This window comes from Streptomyces sp. NPDC001514 (assembly GCF_053597075.1).
Genome location: NZ_JBSFHO010000022.1, coordinates 11,330 through 35,769 on the forward strand (window position 1 = coordinate 11,330; position 24,440 = coordinate 35,769).

The 24,440-nt window shown below is 71.9% G+C and carries 23 protein-coding genes; 19 read left to right on the top strand and 4 right to left on the bottom strand.

The genetic code is table 11. The features are described 5' to 3' along the window. The first annotated feature begins 5 nt into the window (after positions 1–5). Positions 6–2,591: an ATP-dependent chaperone ClpB gene (gene clpB, locus ACWCXB_RS22770; protein WP_450725295.1), complete on the top strand. Its 2,586-nt coding sequence runs from the start codon at positions 6–8 to the stop codon at positions 2,589–2,591. 140 nt (positions 2,592–2,731) lie between these two features. Continuing rightward, a complete protein-coding gene (locus ACWCXB_RS22775) occupies positions 2,732–3,277 on the top strand; it encodes a YbjN domain-containing protein (protein ID WP_450725296.1) in 546 nt (181 codons plus the stop codon). 61 nt (positions 3,278–3,338) lie between these two features. Here the strand turns inward: ACWCXB_RS22775 and ACWCXB_RS22780 are convergent, their stop codons facing one another. Continuing rightward, complete coding sequence (locus ACWCXB_RS22780; protein ID WP_450725297.1) at positions 3,339–4,460, bottom strand: glycosyltransferase family 39 protein; 1,122 nt, start codon at positions 4,458–4,460, stop codon at positions 3,339–3,341. 305 nt (positions 4,461–4,765) lie between these two features. Here ACWCXB_RS22780 and ACWCXB_RS22785 point away from each other — a divergent pair, with 305 nt between their 5' ends. From ACWCXB_RS22785 to ACWCXB_RS22850, 14 genes are all read left to right on the top strand, one after another. Then, positions 4,766–5,974 (top strand): aminotransferase class I/II-fold pyridoxal phosphate-dependent enzyme, encoded by a 1,209-nt coding sequence (locus ACWCXB_RS22785; RefSeq protein WP_450725298.1) that lies wholly within the window; start codon positions 4,766–4,768, stop codon positions 5,972–5,974. Between the two features lie 223 nt (positions 5,975–6,197). Next, positions 6,198–6,428: a hypothetical protein gene (locus tag ACWCXB_RS22790; RefSeq protein WP_450725299.1), complete on the top strand. Its 231-nt coding sequence runs from the start codon at positions 6,198–6,200 to the stop codon at positions 6,426–6,428. A 369-nt stretch (positions 6,429–6,797) separates the two neighbouring features. Next, positions 6,798–7,316, top strand: coding sequence for a DUF2617 family protein (locus ACWCXB_RS22795; RefSeq protein ID WP_450725300.1), 519 nt, complete (start codon positions 6,798–6,800; stop codon positions 7,314–7,316). An 84-nt stretch (positions 7,317–7,400) separates the two neighbouring features. Beyond that, a complete protein-coding gene (locus ACWCXB_RS22800) occupies positions 7,401–8,948 on the top strand; it encodes a polyamine aminopropyltransferase (RefSeq protein ID WP_450725301.1) in 1,548 nt (515 codons plus the stop codon). Between the two features lie 172 nt (positions 8,949–9,120). After that, on the top strand, positions 9,121–10,023 hold the full coding sequence (locus ACWCXB_RS22805) for an SRPBCC family protein (protein WP_450725302.1): 903 nt from the start codon (positions 9,121–9,123) through the stop codon (positions 10,021–10,023). Positions 10,024–10,094: 71 nt separating this feature from the next. Then, positions 10,095–10,844 (top strand): aldose epimerase family protein, encoded by a 750-nt coding sequence (locus ACWCXB_RS22810; protein ID WP_450725409.1) that lies wholly within the window; start codon positions 10,095–10,097, stop codon positions 10,842–10,844. Positions 10,845–10,871: 27 nt separating this feature from the next. Then, the gene (gene pyrE / locus ACWCXB_RS22815; protein ID WP_450725303.1) at positions 10,872–11,411 is read left to right on the top strand and encodes an orotate phosphoribosyltransferase; all 540 of its coding nucleotides are present in this window, start codon (positions 10,872–10,874) and stop codon (positions 11,409–11,411) included. A gap of 154 nt (positions 11,412–11,565) precedes the next feature. Then, positions 11,566–12,588 carry a class II fructose-bisphosphate aldolase gene (gene fbaA, locus ACWCXB_RS22820; protein WP_450725304.1) on the top strand — a complete coding sequence of 341 codons (1,023 nt, stop codon included), beginning with the start codon at positions 11,566–11,568 and terminating at the stop codon, positions 12,586–12,588. A 79-nt stretch (positions 12,589–12,667) separates the two neighbouring features. Next, positions 12,668–13,822, top strand: coding sequence for a MalY/PatB family protein (locus tag ACWCXB_RS22825; protein WP_450725305.1), 1,155 nt, complete (start codon positions 12,668–12,670; stop codon positions 13,820–13,822). A gap of 484 nt (positions 13,823–14,306) precedes the next feature. Beyond that, positions 14,307–15,785, top strand: a complete 1,479-nt coding sequence (locus ACWCXB_RS22830) for an MFS transporter (protein ID WP_450725306.1) — start codon at positions 14,307–14,309, stop codon at positions 15,783–15,785. A gap of 72 nt (positions 15,786–15,857) precedes the next feature. Next, positions 15,858–16,271 carry a DUF3151 domain-containing protein gene (locus ACWCXB_RS22835; RefSeq protein ID WP_450725307.1) on the top strand — a complete coding sequence of 138 codons (414 nt, stop codon included), beginning with the start codon at positions 15,858–15,860 and terminating at the stop codon, positions 16,269–16,271. 175 nt (positions 16,272–16,446) lie between these two features. After that, positions 16,447–17,292, top strand: coding sequence for a tryptophan 2,3-dioxygenase (gene kynA, locus ACWCXB_RS22840; protein ID WP_450725308.1), 846 nt, complete (start codon positions 16,447–16,449; stop codon positions 17,290–17,292). Then, entirely contained in the window at positions 17,285–18,496 is a 1,212-nt protein-coding gene (kynU, locus tag ACWCXB_RS22845; protein ID WP_450725309.1) for a kynureninase, read from the top strand. Before kynA ends, kynU begins: the two co-directional genes overlap by 8 nt. Positions 18,497–18,573: 77 nt before the next feature. Next, complete coding sequence (locus tag ACWCXB_RS22850; RefSeq protein WP_450725310.1) at positions 18,574–19,506, top strand: alpha/beta hydrolase family protein; 933 nt, start codon at positions 18,574–18,576, stop codon at positions 19,504–19,506. A 548-nt stretch (positions 19,507–20,054) separates the two neighbouring features. Here the strand turns inward: ACWCXB_RS22850 and ACWCXB_RS22855 are convergent. Further along, a complete protein-coding gene (locus ACWCXB_RS22855; protein ID WP_450725311.1) occupies positions 20,055–20,252 on the bottom strand; it encodes a hypothetical protein in 198 nt (65 codons plus the stop codon). Between the two features lie 132 nt (positions 20,253–20,384). After that, a complete protein-coding gene (locus tag ACWCXB_RS22860) occupies positions 20,385–21,341 on the bottom strand; it encodes a C40 family peptidase (protein WP_450725312.1) in 957 nt (318 codons plus the stop codon). Between the two features lie 414 nt (positions 21,342–21,755). Here ACWCXB_RS22860 and ACWCXB_RS22865 point away from each other — a divergent pair, with 414 nt between their 5' ends. Together ACWCXB_RS22865 and ACWCXB_RS22870 are read left to right on the top strand one after the other, a co-directional pair. After that, positions 21,756–22,202: a hypothetical protein gene (locus tag ACWCXB_RS22865; protein WP_450725313.1), complete on the top strand. Its 447-nt coding sequence runs from the start codon at positions 21,756–21,758 to the stop codon at positions 22,200–22,202. Between the two features lie 172 nt (positions 22,203–22,374). Then, positions 22,375–23,031: a hypothetical protein gene (locus ACWCXB_RS22870; protein ID WP_450725314.1), complete on the top strand. Its 657-nt coding sequence runs from the start codon at positions 22,375–22,377 to the stop codon at positions 23,029–23,031. A 109-nt stretch (positions 23,032–23,140) separates the two neighbouring features. Here the strand turns inward: ACWCXB_RS22870 and ACWCXB_RS22875 are convergent, their stop codons facing one another. Continuing rightward, on the bottom strand, positions 23,141–23,836 hold the full coding sequence (locus ACWCXB_RS22875; RefSeq protein ID WP_450725315.1) for a hypothetical protein: 696 nt from the start codon (positions 23,834–23,836) through the stop codon (positions 23,141–23,143). Between the two features lie 171 nt (positions 23,837–24,007). On the opposite strand from ACWCXB_RS22875, the gene ACWCXB_RS22880 reads away from it, so the two are divergent. Next, positions 24,008–24,367 carry a hypothetical protein gene (locus ACWCXB_RS22880; RefSeq protein ID WP_450725316.1) on the top strand — a complete coding sequence of 120 codons (360 nt, stop codon included), beginning with the start codon at positions 24,008–24,010 and terminating at the stop codon, positions 24,365–24,367. Positions 24,368–24,440 lie beyond the last annotated feature (73 nt).

The window sequence follows — 24,440 nt, forward strand, 5'->3', positions numbered from 1 at the left end:
CGCACGTGGACGCCGAGCTGACCAACAGGAGCCGGGACGCGCTCAACGCCGCTTCCAGCCGAGCCGTGTCCGACGGGCACCCCGATCTGACACCCGCGCACCTTCTGCTCGCACTCCTCGCGGGTCAGGACAACGAGAACATCACCGACCTGCTGGCCGCAGTCGACGCCGACCAGGCCGCGGTAAGGTCCGGGGCCGAGCGGGTCCTCGCCGACCTGCCCAGCGTGACCGGGTCCACCGTCGCGCCGCCGCAGGCCAACCGCGAGCTGCTCGCCGTCATCGCCGACGCCGCGCGCCGCGCCAAGGAGCTCGGGGACGACTACATCTCCACCGAGCACCTGCTCATCGGGATCGCGGCCAAGGGCGGACGGGCCGGCGAGGTGCTGTCCGGGCAGGGCGCCACGGACGGCAAGCTGCTGGACGCGTTCCAGAGGACGAGGGGAGGCCGCCGGGTGACGACGCCAGACCCCGAGGGCCAGTACAAGGCCCTGGAGAAGTTCGGTACGGACTTCACGGCCGCGGCCAGGGAGGGGAGGCTCGACCCCGTCATCGGCCGCGACCAGGAGATCCGCCGCGTGGTGCAGGTGCTGTCGCGCCGTACCAAGAACAACCCCGTGCTGATCGGTGAGCCCGGCGTCGGCAAGACCGCCGTCGTCGAGGGGCTCGCCCAGCGGATCGTGAAGGGCGACGTCCCCGAGTCGCTGCGGAACAAGCGGCTGGTCGCCCTCGACCTGGGCGCGATGGTTGCCGGTGCGAAGTACCGGGGCGAATTCGAGGAACGGCTGAAGACCGTCCTCTCCGAGATCAAGGAGAGCGACGGCCAGATCATCACCTTCATCGACGAGCTGCACACCGTCGTGGGCGCGGGCGCCGGCGGCGACTCCGCGATGGACGCGGGCAACATGCTGAAGCCGATGCTCGCCCGCGGCGAGCTGCGCATGGTCGGCGCGACCACCCTCGACGAGTACCGCGAGCGGATCGAGAAGGACGCGGCGCTGGAGCGCCGCTTCCAGCAGGTGCTGGTCTCCGAGCCGACGGTCGAGGACACCATCGCGATCCTGCGCGGGCTCAAGGGGCGGTACGAGGCGCACCACAAGGTGCAGATCGCGGACAGCGCGCTGGTCGCCGCCGCGACGCTGTCCGACCGGTACATCACCTCCCGCTTCCTGCCCGACAAGGCCATCGACCTCGTCGACGAGTCGGCGTCCCGGCTGCGCATGGAGATCGACTCCTCGCCCGTCGAGATCGACGAGCTCCAGCGCGCCGTCGACCGGCTGAAGATGGAGGAGCTGGCGCTCTCCAAGGAGACCGACGAGGCGTCCAAGCAGCGCCTGGAGAAGCTGCGCCGCGACCTCGCCGACAAGGAGGAGGAGCTGCGCGGCCTCACCGCCCGCTGGGAGAAGGAGAAGCAGGGCCTCAACCGCGTCGGTGAGCTGAAGGAGAAGCTCGACGAGCTGCGCGGCCAGGCCGAGCGCGCCCAGCGCGACGGCGACTTCGACACCGCGTCCAAGCTGCTGTACGGGGAGATCCCCGGGCTGGAGCGGGAGCTCGCGGAGGCCTCCGAGGCCGAGCAGGAGGCCGCCAAGGACACCATGGTCAAGGAGGAGGTCGGCCCGGACGACATCGCGGACGTGGTCGCCTCCTGGACCGGGATCCCGGCGGGCCGGCTGCTGGAGGGCGAGACCCAGAAGCTGCTGCGCATGGAGTCCGAGCTGGGCAGGCGGCTGATCGGCCAGACCGAGGCCGTAGGGGCCGTGTCGGACGCGGTGCGCCGCTCCCGTGCGGGCATCGCGGACCCCGACCGCCCCACCGGCTCCTTCCTCTTCCTCGGCCCGACCGGTGTCGGGAAGACCGAGCTGGCGAAGGCGCTCGCGGACTTCCTCTTCGACGACGAGCGGGCCATGGTCCGCATCGACATGTCGGAGTACAGCGAGAAGCACAGCGTCGCGCGCCTGGTCGGCGCCCCGCCCGGCTATGTCGGGTACGAGGAGGGCGGCCAGCTCACCGAGGCGGTGCGCCGACGTCCGTACAGCGTGATCCTGCTCGACGAGGTGGAGAAGGCGCACCCCGAGGTCTTCGACATCCTGCTGCAGGTCCTCGACGACGGACGGCTCACCGACGGCCAGGGCCGTACGGTGGACTTCAGGAACACCATCCTGATCCTCACCTCAAACCTCGGCAGCCAGTACCTCGTCGAGCCGCTGACCAGCGAGGAGGAGAAGAAGCAGCAGGTCCTGGAGGTCGTGCGGGCCAGCTTCAAGCCGGAGTTCCTCAACCGGCTCGACGATCTGGTCGTCTTCTCGGCCCTGTCGAAGGACGAGCTCGCCCGTATCGCCGAGCTCCAGATCGACCGCCTCGCCCGGCGCCTCGCCGAGCGCCGGCTGACCCTGGAGGTCACCCCGACCGCCCTGGAGTGGCTCGCCGACGAAGGCATGGACCCGGCGTACGGCGCCCGCCCGCTGCGCCGCCTCGTCCAGACCGCGATCGGCGACCGCCTCGCCAAGGAGATCCTCTCCGGCGAGATCAAGGACGGCGACAAGGTCCGCGTCGACCGCTTCGACGACGGCCTGATCGTGGGCCCGGTGCAGTGATGCCGAGGGGCGCGGGCCCGGCCCCGCGCCCCGCCCCGGGACACCGATCCGGACACGTCGTGGCGAAGGTCCGGTGGGGGTTGCCAGCCCCCGCCCGGGATGGGGGAGGATGGCCGCATCCGTACGAAGGGAAACACCCCGTGAGCATCGACCCGTCCTCGATTCCGAATTTCGGGGGCCAGCCCCAGCCTCAGGCCCAAGCACCGGCGGGCCCGGTCATCCCCGACCAGGACCTGGTCAAGCAGCTCCTCGACCAGATGGAGCTGAAGTACGTCGTCGACGACGAGGGTGACCTCGCGGCGCCGTGGGAGGAATTCCGTACGTACTTCATGTTCCGTGGCGAGGACGAGCAGCAGGTCTTCTCGGTGCGCACGTTCTACGACCGTCCGCACGCCATCGAGGACCGTGCCAAGGTCCTCGACGCGATCGACGACTGGAACCGCCGCACCTTGTGGCCGAAGGTCTACACGCACACCCACGAGGAGGAGGGCCAGCCCGCCTCCGTCCGTCTCATCGGCGAGGCGCAGATGCTCATCGGCACGGGCGTCAGCCTGGAGCACTTCGTGTCGTCGACGGTGAGCTGGGTGCGCGCTTCGATCGAGTTCGACAAGTGGCTCGTGGAGCAGTTCGGCCTCGAGCCCGCGGGCGGCGACGACGAGGGCGAGAAGCCGGCCGACGACGCCTGAGCCGTACCGCTGAGCCGTACCGCTGAGCCGTACCGCTGGGCCTCACCGCCCGAAGCGGCGGCTACAGCGCCATGGGGCCGAGCGTGAGCAGATAGGCCCCGTAGCCGAACGACAGCCCGGCCAGTGCCACGATCACCGTGATCGCGGCACTCGGCCGGGCTTTCTTCAGTGCGGACGCCAGCGGCAGGAGCAGCGGGAACGCCGGCAGCAGGAAGCGCGGCTTGGACTCGAAGAAGCCCGACCCGCCGACCGTGATCAGCACCAGTACGGCCGTGTACACGAGCAGGGGCAGCGCCGGTCTTGCCAGGACGAACAGCGCGAAGAGCAGTACCCCCGCCCCCACGATCACGAGCGCCATCGGGAAGCCGAAGAACACCGGCGTGGTCACCATCGACCGCACCGTGCGCAGCGAGCCGAGACCCAGGTCGAACCGCGACGTCCAGCCGTCCTGCACTGCGAAGTACCCGCCGAGCCAGTCGCCCTTGCGTGCCCCCACCCACAGCAGATAGCCGAGCCACCCGGCGGGCGCCAGCGCGGCCGCCGCCCAGAGCCTTCCGCCCCTGCCGCGCCGCTTCCAGAGTTCGTACGCCGCCACGGCGATGACCGCCGCCCCGACCGCGATCCCGTTGGGGCGGGTCAGCCCCGCCAACCCCGCCAGCGAGCCCGCCCAGAGCCATCGCCGGGTCACCAGCGCGTACAGAGACCACGCCGCGAAGGCGCACAGCAGCGGCTCGGTGTACGCCATGGACAGCACGATCGAGTGCGGCAGCAGCCCCCACAGCAGTACGAGGACGGTCGCGACGGTCCTGTCGTACAGGTGCTCGACGACGGCGTAGATGCCCCACGCGGCCGTTCCCGCGGCGGCCCAGGACAGCACCAGCCCCACCGTTCCCCCGGCCAACGGCGAGAGGGTCGTCCCGGCCCGTACGAGCGCGGGGTAGAGCGGGAAGAACGCCAGATCGGACTGGGCGGAGCCGTCCGGCCAGTACAGCGTGCGCCCGTAGCCGTGTGCGGCGATACGGATGTACCAGTCGGAGTCCCAGGAGTTGGCGAGCAGGGCCCGCGGTGACTTGCCGATGTGCCAGGCCCACAGGGCCAGCAGAACCATCCCGGTGAGCCGTGCCGCCGCGAACATCCCGAGCGCGGGCGCCGCCCGGTGCAGGGCGCCGCGCCGGCGGGGCACGGGCCGGGTGTCGACTGACGGTGATGAGTCGAGCGTCTCGGCGGACAGGGGGCACCTCCGTGCGCGCGCGTGATCGGTCAGTCAGTTCGACCATCGGTGGCGCACGCCCGCCGCGCCAGCGCTGAGCGGCCGACCGGGTAGGAGTTCTCCCGGCCGGGGGGAAGGGACGCATGTCGCCCGTGACAGTCGTCGGGAACGGGCCCGGCCGCCCTGTCCGGCCGGACAGGGCCTGGCGAACGGGCCCCCGCATCCGCCTATCGTGAGGGCTGTATCTCCTGGTCGGCGGCGACGGAAAGTGGGATCGCATGGATGCGAAGAGGACGGCCGGTGCGCTCGCCGCTGCGAGCTCCGGGACATGGAGCCCGGCGGGGCGGGTGCGGGACATGGGCACGTCGATCTTCACCGAGATGACCGAACTCGCGCGGAGCACGGGGGCGGTGAACCTGGGCCAGGGAGTGCCGGAACTGGACAGTCCCGCGGCGCTGCTCAAGGACGTGTCGGACGCCGTGCTGTCGGGGCACAACCAGTACCCGCCCGCTGCCGGTTTCCCGGCGCTGCGCGAGGCGGTCGCCGCTCATCAGCTCCGGCGCTACGGCCTCGACTACCGGCCGCAGGACGAGGTCCTGATCACCACGGGCGCGACAGAGGCGCTCGCGTCCGCGCTGCTGGCGTTCTGCGACCCGGGGGACGAGGTCATCGCCTTCGATCCCTGCTACGACGCCTATGCGGCGGACGCCCGTCTGGCGGGTGCCCGCCTCGTCGGTGTGCCGCTGGCCCTCGACGGCGACGGCTTCGCGCTGGACGCCGACGCGCTGCGCGCCGCCGTGTCCCCGCGGACCCGGGTGCTGCTCCTCAACACTCCGCACAACCCCACGGGCAAGGTGTTCTCGGCCGATGAGCTGGCGGTGATCGCCGACGTGTGCCAGGAGCACTCGCTGACCGTGGTCACGGACGAGGTCTACGAGCACCTGGCGTACGACGGCGCTCGCCATCTGCCGATCGCCGCGCTGCCCGGGATGCGGGACCGGACGCTGATCGTCTCCTCTGCCGGCAAGACCTTCAACGTGACCGGTTGGAAGATCGGCTGGGTGTGCGGTCCCGCTCCGCTCGTCGCGGCGCTGGCGGCCGCGAAGCAGTTCCTGACGTACGCCTCGGGCACGCCGTACCAGGAGGCACTGGCGCGGACGCTCGGCTCGGTGGAGGAGTGGGCGGGCGAGCTGCGGGACACCCTGAGGCGGAACCGGGACCTGCTGAGCGACGGCCTCGCACGAGCCGGTCTGCGCCCCTACCGGGCCGATGCCGGGTACTTCGTCCAGGCGGACGTGCGGCCGTGGGGCTACGCGGACGGCGTGCGGTTCTGCCGGGATCTGCCCCAGCGCGCGGGTGTGGTCGCCATTCCCACATCGGCCTTCTACGTGGGTACCGATGCCCCGGCCTGGCTGGTCCGGTTCTCCTTCTGCAAGCGGGAGGACTCGATCCGTGCCGCGGTGGACCAGATGATCGCTGCGCGCTGACCGGTCCCGGTTCACCGCGGTCCGCCGTCAAGGTCCTGCGCAACGGCGACCTCCCACGTCGGAGTGCCCGCTCCCGCCGAAGCTCTGGAGTTCCTCAAGTCTGCTTTGGGCCTACGAGGCCGGGGGCATTCCCCTCACACGCACGCAGCAGTGCGAGGAGCGGGGGCCTCACTTCGGGGGACGCTTCGAGATCGATTCGGGGAACGAAGGGACGGTGGGGGCGATGGCCGACACGTTCGGAGCCTTGTTCATTCTGGTGCTCGTGGCGGCGTTCGTCGGGCTCGCCGCCGTCTCCTCGCGCCGCAGCCGGCACAGGTCGCGCCGCGGCGGAGGAGGCAGCTGGTGGGCAGGCGGTGGCGGCGGGGGCGGCGGGGGCGGCTGCGGCGGCGGTTCGTCCTGCGGGTCCTCCTCGTGCGGGGGCGGCGGAGGCGGCTGCGGAGGCGGGGGCAGCTGACCGACGCCGGTCATCGGCGGCGGAGGGCTGACACGGGGCAGCCGGTCCGCCGCGAGCGAAGGCGCCCGGACGGGATGAATTCCCTCCGGGCGCCCTCCTGTTGACGCACCATGCACGTATCGGGCGGTCTTGTGCACTCTCACGATGGGTTTCTGTTGAACAGTTGAACCGTAAGGCCCCCGAGGGGATGGAAACCGCGTCATGTTGGGTAAAAGCGCTGTGAGCGTCGCGCACTTCATGATTCCCTCGCTGTCGAGAACATCCAGCCCTCGGACCTTCTGTGGACCCCGAGCCGGCGATCCCCATCTCCTCTGTGCTGCCTCCGGGGCGCCCCGGTCCACCCGTCACGCGTGTTTGCGGAGCCGACCCATGCTCACGACCCTGAAGACCTCCTACACCGATACCCGCGCGGCCGATCTGGCCTGGGCGCTGGGTCGGGAACCGCTGCCCGCCCTCGCCGCGCTCGACCTGGAACTGGCGGGTACGAAACTGCAGTTGAGACTTCTGGGCGCCTCCCACCAGGTGCTGCTCGAGGAGGAGCGGGGCACGTGCTCCGAGACCGTCGCCTGTATGCCCGGCAGCAGCACCCCGCTGCCGCTGGGGATCGCCAAGCGACTCGGGCCGTGGGAGTACGAGTTCGCGGCGCGCGTCGAGACGCTGTCGAAGGGCTCGTTCGCGGGGCGTGCGCAGGAGCTGCTCGCGCTCGTCGCGGACCATCCGAACGGGCTCGCCGGTACGTTTCCCGGCTCGCCGCACGCGTTCACGGCGATGGTGGCACAGCGCCTCGAAGGCCAGGTGCGGTGGCGGACTTGGCACGCGTATCCGCAGGAGGGGCAGCTCGTGGTGACCCGCACGCGGGTCGGCGTGCGAATGCCCACAGGCGGCTGATTCCATGCATGTCCGCGGCATTTTGGGGCAGTTGCACTCGTGTGGGTGACGTGGTGCGACGCGGCTGTGACGTAGCGTTACTGCATGATCGACCCGCCTGCGTCACCACCGCTCCAGGGTGGGGCGCGACCGCTCCAGGGCGGGGCGCGGCTGCCCGTCCGTCCGGACGCGGGCCGGTTCCTCGTCCTCCTCGTGGTCTTCGTCTGCGCCGCCTGCGGCCTGGTGTACGAGCTCGAACTGGTCGCCCTTGCCTCGTACTTGATCGGTGACTCGGTCACCCAGGCCTCCGTGGTCCTCTCCGTCATGGTCTTCGCGATGGGCCTCGGCTCGCTGCTCGCGAAGCGACTGCGCTGCCATGCGGCCGTCGGCTTCGGCGTGGTGGAGGCGGCGCTCGCGCTGATCGGCGGCTGCTCGGCGCTCGTCCTGTACGCGGCGTTCGCCTGGCTCGGCGAGGCGCGGTACGCACTGGTGGGGTTCTCGCTCGCGATCGGGGTGCTGATCGGCGCGGAGATCCCGCTGCTGATGACGCTGATCCAGCGCGCGTCGCGGCGCGGCGACCGGGAACAGGACGCGGCGGGCACCGTCGCCGATCTGTTCGCGGCGGACTATGTGGGTGCGCTCGTCGGCGGGCTCGCGTTCCCGTTCCTGCTGCTGCCGTGGCTCGGGCAACTCACGGGTGCGCTGCTGACGGGCGCGGTGAACGCGGTGGCGGGCGGGGCGCTGGTGCTGTGGTTGTTCCGGCGGGATCTGTCGGCGCGGGCACGGTGGTGGCTGCTCGCCGCGAATCTGACGGTGCTGGTCGTGCTGGCCACGGCGACGGCGCTGGTCGCCGACTTCGAGGCGGCGGCGCGGCGCGCGGTCTACGGCGAGCCGGTGCGGGTCGCCGTCCGTACCGAGGTGCAGGAGGTCGTGCTCACCGGGGCCGCGCAGGGGCCGCTCGATCTGTTCCTGGACGGGCGGCTGCAGGTGAGCGGGCGTGACGAGGCCCGGCATCACGCTGCGCTCGTGCACCCCGCGATGCAGCTGGGACCGCACGCACGCGTGCTGATCCTCGGTGGGGGCGACGGGCTCGCGGCGCGCGAGGTGCTCCTGCACACCGGGGTGAAGTCGGTGACCGTGGTCGAGCTCGATCCGGGGATGGTGCGGCTGGCCCGTACGGATCCGGCCCTGGCCACGCTGAACAGGCACGTGTACCGGGACGCGCGCCTGAAGGTGGTGTACGCGGACGCGTTCCGCTGGTTGCGGGGGCCCGCGGCGCCGCGGGGGGCGTACGACGTGGTGATCGCGGACCTGCCCGATCCGCGCACAGCGCCCAGCGCGAAGCTGTACTCGCAGGAGTTCTACGGGCTCGCGGCGGGGGTCCTGGCGGACGGCGGGCGGCTGGTCGTGCACGCGGGGCCGGTGGCGGCGCGCCCGCGGACCTACTGGACCGTAGAGGCCACGATCCGCGCGGCGGGGTTCGCGACGCGTCCGTACCGCTCGCCGGCCCCGCCCGACCGGGGTTTCGTCCTCGCCGTCCGTGCACCGACGGGCCCGCCGCCGGCGCTGGGTCCGGGGGTCCGGGGTGTGCAGGGTGAGCGGCCGGAGGGTCTGTCGCCGTCGACGCTGCTGCGACCGCGGTACGCCGAGTGAGCGGGGCGGTCGACGCACTGCGGCGGCCCGGCCGGGGGCTGTCGGGCCCGGCCGCCGGCGCTGCTACGGGGACTGCCTGGCTGCCGGCCCGGGCGAGCCGGGGCGCCGCGAACTGTGCCGGTTCTGCGCAGAACGGCTCACTGCGGGCCCGGGCTGAGTAGGCTCGGCTTCCATGGAGCATGAGGTGTTCGTTCCGGTTCCGGCAGAAACCCTCCGGCATGCGCTGGCCGACCCCGCGCGCGTCGCGCGCTGCGTCCCCGGACTTCAGCAGGACGCCGACGCCTCGGCGGGCCCGCTCGCGGGCCGTCTGAAGATCCGGGTGGCCGGCCACACGATCACCTATCGCGGCGCCCTGCGCATCACCGAGCAGGGCGGCGCCTTCGCGGTCGAGGGCGAGGGCACGGAGGCCCGCGGTCCGGGCTCCGCCAAGCTCGCCCTGACACTCCGGCTCACCCCTGCGGAGGGCGGCACGACCCTCAGGTTCAGCGGCACGTCCCACGCGGAGGGCCGTCTCGCGGAGCTCCCCGAGGACACCACCTCCCAGGCGGCCACCCGCCTCCTGGACCGTTTCGCCTCGTCGCTGGCGGACACGGCGACGGCGGCGAGTCCCGAGGCGGCGAGGTCCGACGCGGTGGTTTCGGTCGACACGGATGAGGCGTCTGCCGACGACGGCGCCGAGGACGTCAAGGACGTCAAGGACGTCGAGGAAGCCGAGAGCGTCAAGGACGTCGAGGAAGCCGAGGGCGCCGAGGGCACGGAAGTCGCCGAAGCCGACGAGCCCGACGCCGTGTCCGTGTTCGACGTCGACGTACCGCCCTCCGCCCTGGACCCGATGGCCCAGGAGGAGCTCGGCGAGGACGACGAGCCCCCGGCGGAAGCCGCACATGCGCGGCGGACCATGATCGGGCGGAGTGCGGAGGAGGTCGATCACGCCCCGCCGCGCGGGCGGTACGCGCCCGTCCCCGCGCCGCAGCCCGCAGCCGCGGGAGGCACCCTGCGCTGGCTCGCGCCCGCCGCCGCGATCGCCATCGCGTCCGTCGTCGTGGTGAATCGGGCACTGCGACGCCGCAGGTAGTCCACCAGTAGTGTCGGGGTGTGAGTAGCGAAGAGAGCGTCCGGCTCACCGCCGGCGACGTCGAGCTGACCATGGCCCCTGCGAACGGCTGCCGGATCAGCAGCCTCCGGATCGGCGGGACCGAGCTGCTGCGCCAGGGCGAGTGGTACGGATCGTTCCCCATGGTCCCCTGGTGCGGCCGGACCGAGAACGGCCGGTTCATCAACGGAGGCGTACCGCACCAGCTGCCCGTCAACGCCCCTCCCCACGCCATCCACGGCACCGGCCGCGACACCGCCTGGCGCACCGTCCGCTCCGGCCCGGCCTCCGCCGTGTTCACCTACGAGCTCGGCGATCCCTGGCCGTACAGCGGACTGGTCACGCAGACGGTGGAGCTGACCGCCGACTCGGTCACCCTCCAGCTCGGCATCGAGACGTACGACGTGTCGTTCCCCGCCCAGGCCGGCTGGCACCCCTGGTTCCTGCGCAACGCCTTCCCCGACGGCAAGGACGTACGGATCGCCTTCACCGCCGACTGGCAGGAGGAGCGCGGCCCCGATCACCTCCCCACCGGCCGGCGCATCGGGCCCACCCCCGGGCCCTGGGACGACTGTTTCGGCATGCCCGACGGCGTCGACGTCACCCTCACCTGGCCGGAGCGCCTGGAGCTCACCGTGAAGAGCCGCGCCGAGTGGGTCGTCATCTACAACGAGGAGGCCGAGGCCGTGTGCGTCGAGCCCCAGTCCGGCCCGCCGAACGGTCTCAACACCCACCCGCGCCTGGTCACCCCGATCGACCCCCTGGAGGTCGCCACGATCTGGAGCTGGCGGCGGCCGGCTTAGGGGGAGACACCGCCTAAGCTGCTGAACATGACTGACGTACGCGCTGAGCTGCTCCAGCAGATCAAGGACAAGGCCGTGGTGCACGGCAAGGTGACCCTCTCCTCGGGTCGTGAGGCCGACTACTACATCGACCTGCGCCGGATCACGCTGGACGGCGAGGCCGCGCCGCTGGTGGGTCAGGTCATGCTCGACCTGACCAAGGAGCTGGACTACGACTGCGTCGGTGGTCTGACGCTGGGCGCCGACCCCGTCGCGACCTCGATGCTGCACGCCTCCGCCGCGCGCGGCGGGCGCCTGGACGCCTTCGTCGTACGGAAGGCCCAGAAGGCGCACGGCATGCAGCGTCGTATCGAGGGCACCGACGTCAAGGGCCGCCGCTGCCTCGTCGTCGAGGACACCTCGACGACGGGTGGCTCGCCGCTCACCGCCGTCGAGGCGGTGCGCGAGGCGGGCGGCGAGGTCGTCGCGGTCGCCACGATCGTGGACCGCGGCGCGGCCGACGCCATCGCGGAGGCCGGGCTGACCTACCTCACGGGCTATCAGCTTTCGGACCTCGATCTGGCCTGACCTGCGGTTTTGCGCAGGGGCGGGGTTTCACGTGAAACGTCCCGCCCCTGGGACCGGGAACCTGCGTGGGCGTCTGGAAAGATAGGTGCGACGATGACGTCGCCCCCAGGTCAGGGCCAAGCAACGCAAACCGCACATCACAAGGAGCGGACAGATGCCCATCGCAACCCCCGAGGTCTACGCCGAGATGCTCGACCGGGCGAAGGCAGGCAAGTTCGCCTACCCGGCCATCAACGTCACCTCGTCCCAGACCCTGCACGCTGCGCTGCGCGGCTTCGCGGAGGCCGAGAGCGACGGCATCATCCAGATCTCCACCGGTGGTGCGGAGTTCCTGGGCGGCCAGTACAAGAAGGACATGGTGACCGGCGCGGTCGCGCTCGCCGAGTTCGCGCACATCGTCGCCGCGAAGTACGACATCACGGTCGCGCTGCACACGGACCACTGCCCGAAGGACAAGCTGGACGGCTACGTCCGCCCGCTGCTCGCGGTCTCCGCGGAGCGCGTCGCGAAGGGCCAGGACCCGCTGTTCCAGTCGCACATGTGGGACGGCTCCGCCGAGACCCTCGCCGACAACCTGGCCATCGGCCAGGAGCTGCTGGCGCAGGCCGCCGCCGCCAAGATCATCCTTGAGGTCGAGATCACCCCGACCGGCGGCGAGGAGGACGGCGTCTCCCACGAGATCAACGACGAGCTGTACACCACCGTCGAGGACGCCATCCGCACCGCCGAGGCGCTCGGCCTGGGCGAGAAGGGCCGCTACCTGCTGGCCGCGTCCTTCGGCAACGTCCACGGCGTCTACAAGCCGGGCAATGTCGTGCTCCGCCCCGAGCTGCTGAAGGACCTGCAGGCCGGTGTCGCCGCGAAGTTCGGCAAGGTCGACCCGTTCGACTTCGTCTTCCACGGCGGCTCCGGCTCCACCGCCGAGGAGATCGCCACCGCGCTGGAGAACGGCGTCGTGAAGATGAACCTCGACACCGACACGCAGTACGCCTTCACCCGCCCCGTCGCGGACCACATGTTCAAGAACTACGACGGTGTGCTGAAGGTCGACGGCGAGGTCGGCTCCAAGAAGACGTACGACCCGCGCAGCTGGGGCAAGCTGGCCGAGGCCGGCATGGCCAAGCGTGTGGTCGAGGCGTGCGGTGCGCTGCGCTCCGCGGGCACGAAGCTGAAGTAAGCGAGACCAAGCCAGACGCGAGGCCCGGCACCGGTTTTCGGTGCCGGGCCTTCGTCCTGTCCTGTCCGGAGGGCGCACGATGACGACGTACGACTTCGACCTCACCGTCGACCGCCGCGGCACCGCGTGTGTGCAGTGGGACGGTGTGGCGGACCGCTTCGGAGTGGACGGGCTGCTCCCGTTCACCATCTCCGACATGGACTTCCCCTCGCCGCCGCAGGTGCTCGACGCCCTGCGGGAGCGGCTCGCGCACGGGGTGTTCGGCTACACCGACTGGCGGCTCGGTGACTTCCGCGCGGCGATATGCGAGTGGTACGCGACGCGGTACGGGACGGAGCTCGACCCGGAGCGGATCGTGTACGGGCCGTCCGTGCTCAACCAGCTGTCGCAGCTGCTGCGCATGTGGACGGAGCCGGGCGACGGCGTGGTCGTCCACACACCGACGTACGACGGCTTCCGCAAGGCGGTCTCCGGCCTCGGACGCGAGCTGCGCGGGGTGCCGGTGGGCGACGTCGCAGGTCTTGAGCGAGAGCTGGCCCGGGACGACAGCCGCGTTCTGCTGCTGTGCTCGCCGCACAACCCGACGGGGCGGGTGTGGACGGAGGGGGAGCTGCGCGAGATGGCACGGCTCGCGGAGACGTACGGCGTCGCCGTGATCAGCGACGAGATCCACGCGGACTTCGTGCACCGCGGGTACCGGCATCTGCCGTGGACGAGGTTCGCGGGGGAGCGCGGTCGCTGGGCGGTGATCACGTCCGGGTCGAAGTCCTTCAACTTCCCCGCGCTGACGGGTTCGTACGGGATCGTCGGCGATCCGGACGAGCGTGCGGCGTTCGTCCGGCGGATGGAGACGGGTGAGGGCCTCGCCTCGCCCGCGGCGCTCTCGCTGACGGCGCATGTCGCCGCGTACCGGCAGGCGGGGGAGTGGCTGGACGCACTGCGCGCGTACGTGGCGGGGAATCTGTCGATGATCGCGGATCGGCTGAACGGGGCGTTCCCGGTCCTGGGCTGGACGCCGCCCCAGGCCGGGTACCTCGCGTGGATCGACCTGCGGGCGCTGGGTGTGCCGGACGAGGCGCTCCAGCGGGAGCTGATCGAACGCGAGAAGGTCGCGATCATGCCGGGCGGGGTGTACGGCGCGCCGGGCTTCGTCCGCCTGAACGTGGGTTGCCCGCGGGCCAAGGCGGAGCAGGGCGTCGACGCGCTGGTCCGCGCGCTGTCCCGGCTGACCTGACGGGTTCCGCCCGTCGCTGCGCTGGTGCGCCTTGCGGGCGGGCTGGGTGTGCGCCCGGTACCGCCGGGCGGTCCGGGGTCTCGGTCCTCAAGCTCCCCCTACGCCCTGCGGCGTGGGGGGACCCCCAGACGGGCTGGAAGGTCGCCCCGTACCGGGCGGTGGGCCGGGGTGTCCGTCCTCAAGCGCCGGACGGGCTTGATACGCGCGCCCGGGTCCGGGCAAGGAAGCGAGGCCCACCGGGGATATCCCCCCACGCCCCCCACGCCCGCCGGGGCGCAGGGGGAGGGTCCGGGGCGCAGCCCCCAGGGAGGTTCGGGGCGGAGCCCCAGTGGGGGTCTGGGGGCGATGCCCCCGGTTCGGGAAGGGGCGGGGTGGGGAAAGGCCCCGCGCAGCGGCCCGGGGTCCGGGGCGGCGCCCCGCAAACCGGGGGCGGGGGCGGAGCCCCAGGGTGGTGGGCGGGGGTACACGCGGGGATGATCGGCGTATGGACATCAGGCTGGCGTCACGGACCGGTCGGTGGGTGGTGCTGACGACCGTCCTGGGGTCCAGCATGGCGATGCTCGATTCGACCGTCGTGAACGTCGCGCTGCCGCACATCGGAGACGATCTCGATGCCGATCTGGCCGCGCTGCAGTGGACCGTCAACGCGTACATGCTGACGCTCGCCGGGCTCATTCTGCTCGGCGGGGCGCTCGGCGACCGTTACGGGCGGCGGCGGGTGTTCGTCATCGGGGTCGTGTGGTTCGCGCTGGCCTCGCTGGCGTGCGGGCTGGCGCCCACTGCGCCCGTGCTGGTCATCGCCCGTGCCCTGCAGGGTGTCGGCGGGGCGCTGCTCACGCCGGGGTCGCTGGCGATCATTCAGGCGAGCTTCCACCCGGACGACCGGGCGCGGGCCGTGGGGCTGTGGTCCGGGTTCGGTGGCATCGGTGCGGCCGTGGGGCCGTTCGTCGGCGGATGGCTGGTCGACGGACCCGGGTGGCGGTGGGTGTTCCTGCTGAACGTGCCGCTGGCCGCGCTGTGCGTGCCGGTCGCGCTGCGGCACGTACCGGAGTCGCGGGACCCGGCCGCGCACGGCCGGTTCGATGTGCTGGGCGCGGTCCTCGGCGCGCTGGGCCTCGGGCTCGTGACGTACGGGCTCATCGACAAGGCGTGGTGGGCAGGCGTGGCGGGCGTCGTGGTCGGGGCCGCGTTCGTGGCCGTCGAGCGGCGCAGGCCGGAGCCCATGGTGCCGCCCTCGATCTTCGCCTCGCGGCAGTTCACGGCGGTCAATGTGGTGACCCTGTGCGTGTACGCCGCGTTCAGCGGGTTCTTCTTCCTCGCCGCCCTGCAGCTCCAGGTCGTCTCGGGCTACTCGGCCCTCGCCGCCGGTACCGCCCTGCTGCCCACCACCGTGCTGATGCTCCTGCTCTCCGCCCGCTCGGGGGAGCTGGGCGAGAAGATCGGCCCCCGCATTCCGCTCACCGTCGGCCCGCTGCTCTGCGCCGTCGGCATGCTGCTGATGCTGCGGGTCGGCGAGGACGCCTCGTACGTCGCCGACGTGCTGCCCGCGATGCTGGTGCTCGGGCTCGGCATGGTGACCCTGGTCGCCCCGCTGACCGCCACCGTCCTGGCGTCCGTCGACACCGCGCGGGCGGGCATCGCCAGCGGGATCAACAACGCGGCCGCCCGTGCGGCGGGCCTCCTCGCGGTGGCCGCGCTGCCGCTGCTGGCCGGGATGGGGCCGGAGGCGTACCGGATGCCGGCGGAGTTCGACGCGACCTTCCGGCGGGCGATGCCGATCTGCGCGGGCGTGCTCGTGCTGGGCGCGGCGATCGCGTGGGCGACGGTACGGCGGCCGCCGCCGACCTGCGCCCACCCCGAGTGCAAGATTCAGTGCGGGGTCGGCGCGCCCGCCCTGGAACACCCCGCGCAGTCGTCGCCCGAGCAGGGCGCCCCCGGACGGCCGGGCACGGCCTCGGAGTGAGGCCCAAGGGCGAGGCCTCGGAGTGAGGCCTCAGGGTGAGGCCGTCCCACCCCTTCTGTGACACTTGAGGACATGGCCATCCACGAAAACCTGCTCGGGGGACCGCCCCCGACCCACCTGCCCGACGACCCGGAGCCCCGGGAACTGCTCGCGAGCGGCACCGCCCCCGCCGATGTCGCCGCGAAGTACCCGACCTCCTCGCTGGCCTGGGCCCAGCTCGCCGACGATGCGTTCGCCGCCGGCCGCGTCGTCGAGTCGTACGCCTACGCCCGCACCGGCTACCACCGCGGCCTCGACGCACTGCGCCGCAGCGGCTGGAAGGGCCACGGCCCGGTGCCCTGGGAGCACGAGCCGAACCGCGGCTTCCTGCGTGCCCTGCACGCCCTCGCCCGCGCCGCGCAGGCCATCGGTGAGCAGGAGGAGTACGAGCGCTGCACGACGTTCCTGCGCGACTCGTCGGAGACAGCCGCGGAGACCCTCGGCTGACGAGGGCCGTCGCCCTCGTGACCGTCGCCTGACCAGGGGCGGACGCCCTCCTGGCGTCCGCCCCTGGCGGTGCGGGCGGAGCCTCTGTTTATGATGCCCGCAGGGGACCGGAGCTCCGAAACCACCAACGGAAAGGGGCGGACCGCTACCCGGACACTTGTGTCAGGAGACAGCGATGTCGCAGTATCCCGATGCCTCCGGAGCCGGTTCGGAGACCCCGAACCTCGACTTCGCGGGCACGACCCCGTACGAGGACTACGTCCAGGCGGACGTCCTCACCCATCTCCAGCACCCGCTCTCCGACGATCCCGGAGAGATGGTCTTCCTGGTCACCACCCAGGTGATGGAGCTCTGGTTCACCGTCATCGTCCACGAGTGGGAGACGGCGTCCCACGCCCTCCGCCGTGACGATCTGCCCGTCGCGATGGACGCCCTCAAGCGGTCCGTACGCGAGCTGGACGCGCTGAACGCCTCGTGGAAGCCGCTCGCGCAGCTCACCCCCATGCAGTTCAACTCCTACCGCAGCGCCCTCGGCGAGGGCTCCGGCTTCCAGTCGGCCATGTACCGGCGCATGGAGTTCCTGCTCGGCGAGAAGTCGGCGTCGATGCTGGTGCCGCACCGCGGCGCCCCGCGCGTGTACGCCGAGCTGGAGAAGGCGCTCCAGGAGCCGAGCCTGTACGACGAGGTCCTGCGGCTGCTCGCGCGCCGCGGACTGCCCGTCCCGCAGGCCGTCCTCGACCGTGATCTGTCGCAGCGGTACGAGCCGTCGCCCGAGGTCGAGCGGGTGTGGGCGAGCGTGTACGCCGATGACGACCAGCACGCCGAGCTCGTACGCCTCGGCGAGGCGCTGACCGACGTCGGCGAGCTGGTCTGGCGCTGGCGCAACGACCACCTGGTCGCCACCCGGCGGGCGATGGGCTCCAAGACGGGCACCGGCGGTTCGGCGGGCGTCGCCTGGCTGGAGAAGCGGGCCACGAAGAACGTGTTCCCCGAGCTGTGGACGGCGCGCAGCCATGTCTGATCTTTCGATGGACCTGGCCGAGAAGGCCGCGGCACTGGACGCCGCAGACGAACTGGCCAAGCAGCGCGAGCTGTTCGCGCTCGGCGACTCGGTCGTGTACCTGGACGGGAACTCGCTGGGCGCGCTGCCCCGCCACGTCCCCGACCGCATGGCCGACGTCATCACCCGCGAGTGGGGCGAGCTGCGCATCCGGTCCTGGACCGAGAGCGGCTGGTGGACCGCGCCCGAGCGGATCGGTGACCGCATCGCCCCGCTCGTCGGCGCCGCGCCCGGGCAGATCGTCGTCGGCGACTCGACGAGCGTGAACGTCTTCAAGGCGCTGGTCGCGGCGGTCCGGATGGCCCCGAGCGACCGGAACGAGATCGTCGTCGACGCGACGACGTTTCCCACCGACGGGTACATCGCCGAGTCCGCCGCACGGCTGACCGGTCACCGCCTCGTGCCCGTCGCCCCGGCGGAGCTGCCCGGCGCGCTGGGGCCCCGCACGGCGGTCGCGCTCGTCAACCACGTCGACTACCGCACCGGCAGGCTGCACGACCTGCCGGCGCTCACCGCGGCCGTGCACGAGGCGGGCGCGCTCGCCGTCTGGGACCTGTGCCACACCGCTGGCGCGCTGCCCGTCGGACTCGACGAGCACGGCGTGGACCTCGCGGTCGGCTGCACCTACAAGTATCTGAACGGCGGCCCGGGTTCGCCGGCGTACCTGTACGTCGCCGAGCGCCACCAGGACCGCTTCGACTCGCCGCTCCCCGGCTGGAACTCGCACGCCGACCCCTTCGCCATGACCCCCGGGTTCCAGGCGGCGGACGGGGCGGCACGCGGCCGGGTCGGCACGCCCGACATCCTCTCGATGCTGGCGCTCGAGGCCGCCCTCGACGTCTGGGACGGGGTCTCGGTGGAGGCGGTACGGGCCAAGTCGCTCGCCCTCACCGACTTCTTCCTGGAGTGCGTCGAGGCGTACGTCCCCGAGGGACAGGTCACCTCGCTGACGCCCCGTGCGCACGCCGAGCGCGGCAGCCAGGTCGCGCTGTCGTGCGAGGGGGCGCCCGCCGTCATGGAGGCCCTGATCGCGCGCGGCATCGTCGGCGATCTGCGCCGCCCTGACGTGCTGCGATTCGGGTTCACTCCGCTGTACGTCGGGTTCGCGGACACCGAGCGCGCGGCCAGGGTCCTCGCCGAGGTCCTGACCGAGGTGCACGGCTGATCGCGGGGGGCCGGGGGCCTGGTACCGTCCCCGCTGGTCAGGCCGATTCGGCCCCCTCACCGAAAGGGTGGAGCAGCATGCCGGACCCCGCCGCGCGCGACGACGCCGCTCGTGACGACGCCGCTCGTGATGCCGCCGCTCGTGATGCCGCCGAGGAAGCCTCCGCCTTGTCGCATCCGGCCGTCGCCCCGGACGCCACGGCCGCGTACGGCGAACACCCCGACCAGATCGTCGACTTCTACGCCCCCCGCGGCGGCCAGGAGCGGGTGCCGCTGGTCGTGATGCTGCACGGCGGGGCGTGGCGGGCGCCGTACGACCGGCAGCACGTCACGCCGTTCGCGGACTTCCTGGCGCGGCGCGGCTTCGCCGTCGCCAACCTGGAGTACCGGCGGGGCGGTTCGCTGCCCCAGCAGCGGGACGAGGAGAACGCCGGCGGTCCCGTCGCCGGGCGCTGGCCGGAGACCTTCGACGACGTGGCGGCAGCGCTGGACGCGCTGCCCGAGCTGGTCCGTACGGCGCTGCCGCAGGCCGATCCGCGGCGCACGGTCATCACCGGCCACTCGGCGGGTGGCCATCTCGCGCTGTGGGCCGCCGCCCGTCATGTGCTGCCCGCGGGGGCGCCGCCCGCCTGGCGGCTGGCGGCGCCGCCGTCGCTGCGCGGAGTCGTGGCGCTCGCCCCGATCGCGGACCTCGCCCGGGCGGCCGAGCTGTCCGTGTGCGGCGGGGCGGTGCACCAGCTGCTCGGCGAGGGCGCGCAGTTCGAGGAGCGGGCCAAGCACGCCGACCCCGCGCTGCTGCTGCCCACCGGGATCGCGACGACCGTCGTCCAGGGCCGTGAGGACACCGTCGTCCCGCAGGCCGTCGCCGAGGCATACGTCGACGCGGCGGCGAAGGCGGGTGAGACGGTGGGCCTCACGCTCCTCGAGGACGTCGGACACTTCCCGCTGATCGATCCGGCGGCCGACGCGTGCGCGGTGGTGGCGGAGGAGATCGCCCAGCTCGCCTGGTGAATCGCTCCTGCCAGAGCATGCCCGGTGCCGCCTGGTGAACCGGCGCGCCCGGTGCCGTGACGGCGGCCGGGTGTGCGGTGTGCCCGGCGCCGTCGGGCGGGCCCGGGGCGTCCGTCCTCAAGCTCCCCCTACGCCCTGCGGCGTGGGGGGACCCCCAGACGGGCTGGGTTTGTGCCCGGTGTCGCGGCGGCGGCCGGACAGGCTGGGTGTGCAGCCGGTACCGCCAGGTGGGCCGGTGTGTCCGTCCTCAAGCTCCCCCTACGCCCTGCGGCGTGGGGGGACCCCCAGACGGGCTGGGGTGTCGGGGGTATCCGGGACGGCATGCTGTGCCTTTGCGGGGGACACCCCGGGACCCCCGTACGGCGCGGGCCACCCCGGACCCACCAGTCATCGCTCGCCCACGCCGCGCGCCACAAATCACGCTTTAGAGCCGCGCAACTCTGCCCGTCTGTCTCCGGGAAGTCCAGGTCGCCGGCCTTGCATCGGATCCTCGGCCGCTGTATCGCCGTAGTGATCACGGGGTGGTGGGCGGGATGTGACGCGGGCGTTCACGCTTCTTCGGACGGGGTGGGCCCGGATCCCAGGCGCCGGCGGCCCGGCAGCCGCGTCGGCGGCGCCTCGGCCTGGGAGGCGGCCGGGTCGACTGCGGCCCGCTCCGCGACGGTGAGGCGGCGCTCGGCAGGGGCCTGCGGCGCGGCGGGGTCGGGGCGGGGGCCGGTGCCGAGCCGGCGACGGGTGGCGCTCATCGGCGCAGTCTTTCAGGATCTTCGTCTGTAGCACGCCGCGGTACCGGGTCGGCCAGAGGTCGGTGGCCTTGGGCTGGCCGCTCGACGGCACGGGCGGGTGTGGGCCTCGCCTTGTCCGGGCATCGGACCGTCCTATGCGGTGATGTGGCGGTAGCTGACCACGTCGGAAGGATCGGCGAGCGGTGCGACGGTGACCGTGCGGCCGGGGCGGGGGGCGTGGATGACCTTGCCGTCGCCGATGTAGAGCTGGACGTGGCCGCCGCCGCGGGTGATCACCAGGTCGCCGGCGGCCAGCTTGCCGCGAGTGGTGGCTGTGCCTGCCTCGACCTGGCCCCATGTGGTGCGCGGCAGTTGCACCCCGGCCTTCTGCCACGCGCGCATCACCAGGCCCGAGCAGTCGTACCCGCGCGGCCCGGTGCCGCCCCAGACGTAGGGCTTGCCCAGCTGCGCCCGGGCGAAAGCGACCGCCGCGGCGCCGCCCTTCGCGGACCGTTTCGTGCCCGACGTGCCGGTCTCCTTGGGCGCGGGCGCGGGCCGGTGGGATGCATCGGCCCTCGGCTCGGGGCCGGCGTCGGCCGCGGACGGCACGCGCAGCGTGTCGCCGGCGTAGATCAGGGTCGAGGTGCCCAGGTTGTTCAGCCTCTGCAGGGCCTTGACGGTCGTGCCGTGCTTGTGGGCCAGGGCGTAGAGGGTGTCACCGGGCCGCAGGACCACCTTCTTCTCAGGGGTGGGCGTGGCCGCGTCCCGACCGGGGCGGGCCTCGGCCGGCTTGTCAGGGTTCTCCACCGGGTGCGGCAGTGGCGGCAGTTGAGGCGGCTCGGGGGCGGTGGGGTCCTGAGGCTCGAGACTCGCCGGCGGCCGCCCAGCCGACGACGACCCGTCCGGTCCGTTCACGGTCAGGCCCGCACCGAGCAGCATGAACAGCGCGAACAACACCATCAGGAACGGAAGCGCCCACCACACCTCTCGCTCGCCGCTCCTGCGCAAGGTGCGGGCCCGCGGGCGCCTGTGGGACACCGGGGCCCCTGCCCGCCTCCGCGCCTGGGTCGGTGCCTCCTGGCCGGGCCTCGGCAACGTCTGCTGTGCCATCACAACCTCCTTCACCAGCCGCGGAGTTCGCGGCCCGGGAAGGAGGCTCTTTCGGCGTGAAGGTGTCCCGCCAGATCTACGGGAGTCCGGGACAGTCCGGGTCCGTCCACCAGTGAAAGACCCCCTGGCGACGGCGGGCGAAATATGCGCGGACACCGCGTCCGACCAGCGCAGACAACCTCGGACTGTCCCGGCCGCCGCAAGGCGTTGCCCGACCCCCGACCGCCCGGCAACGCTTCTTCCACCGCCCCGCACCGCCGGGCGACGCCCCCAGTCGAAGGCGCCGCCACGCGCTGTCGGGCCGGCCCTGCCGCCCGCTGGTGTCGACGACCGCAGGCAGGCGCAACCACAGCCGAGGCCATGTGAACAAGCCCGGCCCATCCCGCACCAGTCCTCAGCTCAAGGAGCATCAGCATGCGTATCGCACGAGCACGAAAGTCCCGCTCACTGGCGGTGGCCGTCGCTGCCGCGGGCCTGCTGGCCGGCGGCGTCACCGCCGCTGCCACGGGCGTCGTCACCACCGACAGGGCTGCCGAGAAGGCCACCGACACGGTCGCCGTCGCGGCGGCGGAGCACTCCCAGAAGCAGTCCAAGATCGTCGGCAGGTTCGAGGCGTGGGACACGTGCCCGTACCTCGTGACCCCGGGCGGCAGGCACTACTACCTGCCCGGCTACACGATCGGCGGCAACGGCGCCCTGTACAAGAAGTCGACCGGCGGCTTCATCGCCCATCGCGGCTGGAAGATCCAGGCCAACGGCACCAAATACTTCAAGCCCCTGGAACGCCGCACCACGATCTGCACGACTTGGGGCGACCAGTGGCGCATCAAGGCGAAGTCGATCTACGCCATCGAGCGCTGAGCCAGGCGGCAGCCGGGGGTCCCCCGCCGCTGCGACGGCCCCAAGGCCGCCATACCCCGGCCTGACCAAGGGCGGGACACGCCGCGCACTGGCACGGCGCAACAGCACTCCGAGCCGCCCCAGGCACCTCTCGGCTCGCGCCACCCATCCAAGAACTGAAAAGGACATCACCATGCACATCACACGCGCGCGAAGGATGCGTGCGATGGCGATCACCGCCATCGCCACCGGCCTGCTGGCCGGCGGGCTCACCGCCGGCACCACCGACCTCTTTGGAGGCGAGGCCCGGCCCACAGGGTCAACCGACACCATCACCCAGGCCGGCGCCGCCCAGTCGGCGAAGAAGTCCAGGACGAAGGGCCAGTCCTGCCGTACCGGCGCGCAAAAGATCCGGAACAAGAAGTTCGTCAAGACCGTCTACGACTGGCCCGACAACCCCGGTGCCGCGACCAGCATGCCCGGTCCCGGCAAGAAGATCTTCGAGTACAAGCTCGAAGTCTCCAACAAGGTCAGCGCCACTTTCGGCATGACCTACAAGGAGCTCAGCGCCGGTCTGGGATTCGAGGTCACCAACACCAGGACGGTCGTCGACAGGGTCGAGATCGAGCTGCCGGAGAAGGTCCAGTACCGGGTCCGCGCAGGCATGATCTACAAGCAGTACACGTTCGACGTCTACGAGGAACGCGGCTTCTGGAACTGGCACGGTGACTACCTCGTCTGCCAGTCCTACCTCCAGCCCGAGTGGGTGAAGAAGGGCTCAGGTACCGTCCAGAATCCCTGGATGGACGCCTACAGGCGCACCAAGGCCCCCAAGCGCACGGCTCATTAGCCGCCCGCACCCGCGCACCGGACCGCGGAGCCCACCGGTAACCCACGTCCGCCGGGCGACGCCTCCCGAAGGTGTCGCCCGGCGGAGGTGGTTACCTGACGGGTGGTCACTAGTTCCGCTTTCCGGGCGTGAACGGGCCGGTCTCGGGACCTGCGAAAGACTCGACGACGGTCTTCTCGCCCTCCGCCGAGCCCTCCAGGCAGAGCCGTCCGCCCTTGTCACGCAAGTCGAGGAAGAACCGAGTGGTCGTGCCGGACTGCTTCAGGCCGTGGATGTGCTCGTCGACGTAGCCGAGGTCGTTCAGGATCTTCCTGACCTTGGCGGGGGTGGGATCCGCCAGATCCCAGAGCGTCTGGGTGATGCGCTCTTCATGGAGTTTGCTCGCGCACCACTCGCGAGCGTTCAACTCCACTTCCGGCCCTGTCGTGGGGGCGATGGGCTCGATCGCGTCGCTCGGTGGTGCCGGCACCGGACCGGTCGGCGGCTCCTCCCCCGGAATGTTCGATTGCGGTCCCTGCGGGGGGCCCAAGTGCAGGGCGCCCGCGGGGCCCGAGGGGCACGACTGCGCGACCTTGTTCAGCATCTCCATGAAAGCCACCACCTGCTGCGGATCAGGGGCGGGCTGCGCGGCAGCCGGCTGCGCTCCGACGGCGTCGGCGGGTCTGTTCTGCGAGCCGCCGGCACTTGGCTTCTCGGTGCCGCAGGCGGCGAGCGCCAGAGCGGCAAGAGCTGTGAGCGCGAAGGTGAGCCGCGGGCGGCGCGCGGAGCGGGTAACCGTACGGGTCGGGGCAGGAATTCGTGTCATGCGCACAGTCTTCGATCAAGCCGCCCGCTGCACTTGAGTACACGTACTCACTTGAGAGCGCGTACTCGCTCAAACTCCCTGTTCTTCTCCGGAGACGGGACAGCACCCACACGGGTGACGTGCGGGCGTCGCACTTCTTCCTTAAATTCGAACAGGCGTATCATTCTGGTCGTGGCCGATACCTTTCCTCCGGACCTCCTCGACGCCCAGCTCCGCCTTCATCGGGCCCGAGCCGAGTACGAGGCCTTCTGCCGCACCCTGCCCTGGTCGGTCGTGCCGGCCAAGGGCTGGCCCGGCGAGGTGCACCCGCACACCGGGGTCGTGACCGGCGGGCGGGCGGACAGTCCCGGTTACACCGAGGAGCAGCTGATGGAGAACGCCCGCTGGCGCGAGCTGGTGCGGGAGCTGTCCGTCCAGGTGTCGACCCATCCGTACTGGGCCACCCTCGAGGGCCCGGCGCGGGTCGAGGCCCGGATGGCACTCAAGCACCACCCCGAAACTGTGCCGGCGGCCGCTGAGTTCGCACGTTGAGGGCGGGTCACGACCCCTGCGCGTCCCCGGGCGTGGTCACCGGTGGGGGCTCGCCCCGGTGGGCATCGTTTCC